This window comes from uncultured Blautia sp., from assembly GCF_902497045.1.
Taxonomy (GTDB): domain Bacteria; phylum Bacillota; class Clostridia; order Lachnospirales; family Lachnospiraceae; genus Blautia_A.
Map to the genome: position 1 here is coordinate 1 of NZ_CABVDF010000344.1, position 1,957 is coordinate 1,957.

The window sequence follows — 1,957 nt, forward strand, 5'->3', positions numbered from 1 at the left end:
AGCAGTTATCTGCTTTGGATGAAATTTCTTATCGGTCTATGATGGGAGAATTTATTATTTATTATCGTGGCAGGATTGTAGGAGGTATATATGATAACAGATTGCTTGTTAAGCCAGTGAAAGCAGCAATCAGTTATATGAAAACAGCTCAGTATGAATTGCCCTATGAGGGGGCAAAGGAAATGCTGCTGGTCGATGAAGTTGACAGTAAGGAATTTTTGACAGGCTTGTTTCACGTTATGTACGAGGAACTGCCAGTTCCAAAACCCAAAAAGAAAAAATAAGAACAGGAGAGGAAACGCTTTATGTTTGTATTTAAAAAGAAAGAGCAGAAACCATTATGGATTATGGGAAAAGATGTAATGGAAATCATCCGGTCGGATTATAACGAAGGAATGGCATTTACCCTGGTTGAATTTCATTATCGGGGTGGCGCATATCTTATGGGTTCCTGTATAGTTCCGCCAGATGCACAAGAGCGGAAGGAAAATATTTCCTTTGTGTTTCAGGAACAGGTTTTCCAGAAGTTTGATGAATTTCAGGCAAAAGCATGTATTGATGGCATCCGGATTTCTGAACTGGAAGAACCTATCGAAGTTGTTCGGGCAGGAATTATAGGAAATGATACCATGCTGAAGACACCCTGGGGAGAAACAAGACTTGCAAAAAAAGCGCTGGCATAACAGCGATATATTGAGCAGGAGAAAAGAAAATGCAAAGCAGTGGAAAAAGAGAAAAGACAATCTATGACGATTCTCTGACCAGAATATTTTTATGGTCGGGTTTCACCATGTTTATAATCTTACTGATCGTCTGTATCATCATAGGAGCTACCGTGTTATTTTACAGGCGTTTCGATTCGGAAGGAATAAAAATTATACTTTTTTGTTTGGCGCTGGTCATTCCAGGTTCTTATGGGATTCCTCTGTTCAGTCTGTTTAAGGCATGGAGGCAGGAACGCAGGCTCGGTATCTACTGGAAAGACCGGACAGATTACGACCGTCCGGAGTGGGAGAGAGACTGGTATCTGACCTGTGACCGGGGTGGATTTATCCTTTGTCACAGAAATTATATTAAACGCATCGTTGGCCGCCAGACAGAAACGGAGATTGCAGAACATGCCAGAGGAAAGGTCTATTATGTGATGTATGAGGATATCGACGGAAAAACACATAAATTGAAATTTTCTTCTGATTCCCTCGCATCGGAGTTTCAGTATTGGTTTAAAAAACAGGTGGATGAAAACGAATAATCAGAAGGAAAATACGGCTATGGTATCGAATGCAGAAAGAACGCGGGTTTTAAGAGAGGAGCAGAAATATGATTTTGGAAACTAACAGACTGATTCTTCGGCCATGGGAAGAATCAGATGCAGAGGAATGTTATAAATATGCAAAAGATCCGCTGGTGGGACCAATTTGCGGATGGATACCGCACGTAAATGTAGCGGAAAGCAAACGGATTATCAAAAATGTGCTTTCTGTTCCTGAAACGTATGCGCTCATATGGAAGGAAACAAATCTTCCTATTGGAAATATTGCCCTGAAAATGGGAACAGATACCGATTTGACAGAAAAAGAGGATGAGTGTGAGCTTGGATACTGGCTCGGTGTACCTTACTGGGGCATGGGCATCATGCCGGAGGCAGCAGAAGAATTGCTGCGTCATGCGTTTGAAGAGTTGGGAATGAAAAAGGTTTGGTGTGCGTACTACGATGGAAATGAAAAATCAAAGCGTGTTCAGGAAAAATGCGGTTTTCAGTACCAGTGGACAACCCAGGATGTGGATGTACCTCTACTGCAGGAAAAGCGAACAGGACATGTGAACTGTCTTACAAAAAAGGAATGGGACAGAAGAAAATAAAGCGAAAATTATAAACACTATTACATTATAGTACGAGAGAAAATCGATGATATATCCACGGAAGGAAATATTAAAAAACAGAATAAAGAAGATT

4 protein-coding genes are annotated in these 1,957 nt (G+C 40.8%); all 4 read left to right on the forward strand.

Annotation, left to right across the window (positions count from 1 at the left end; all coding sequences use genetic code 11):
- The coding region (locus RDS42_RS14465) for a TfoX/Sxy family protein (protein WP_308784274.1) at positions 1 to 284 on the forward strand (284 nt) is incomplete at its 5' end.
- A 21-nt stretch (positions 285 to 305) separates the two neighbouring features.
- Entirely contained in the window at positions 306 to 683 is a 378-nt protein-coding gene (locus RDS42_RS14470; RefSeq protein ID WP_308784275.1) for a hypothetical protein, read from the forward strand.
- 29 nt (positions 684 to 712) lie between these two features.
- A complete protein-coding gene (locus tag RDS42_RS14475; protein ID WP_308784276.1) occupies positions 713 to 1,252 on the forward strand; it encodes a hypothetical protein in 540 nt (179 codons plus the stop codon).
- A 68-nt stretch (positions 1,253 to 1,320) separates the two neighbouring features.
- Complete coding sequence (locus tag RDS42_RS14480) at positions 1,321 to 1,863, forward strand: GNAT family N-acetyltransferase (RefSeq protein ID WP_308784277.1); 543 nt, start codon at positions 1,321 to 1,323, stop codon at positions 1,861 to 1,863.
- Positions 1,864 to 1,957 lie beyond the last annotated feature (94 nt).

Excerpts from the sequence above, each read along its gene's own strand:
- RDS42_RS14475 (WP_308784276.1), top strand. The coding sequence starts at position 713 with ATGCAAAGCAGTGGAAAAAGAGAAAAGACAATCTATGACGATTCTCTG.
- RDS42_RS14470 (WP_308784275.1), top strand. The coding sequence starts at position 306 with ATGTTTGTATTTAAAAAGAAAGAGCAGAAACCATTATGGATTATGGGA.
- RDS42_RS14480 (WP_308784277.1), top strand. The coding sequence starts at position 1,321 with ATGATTTTGGAAACTAACAGACTGATTCTTCGGCCATGGGAAGAATCA.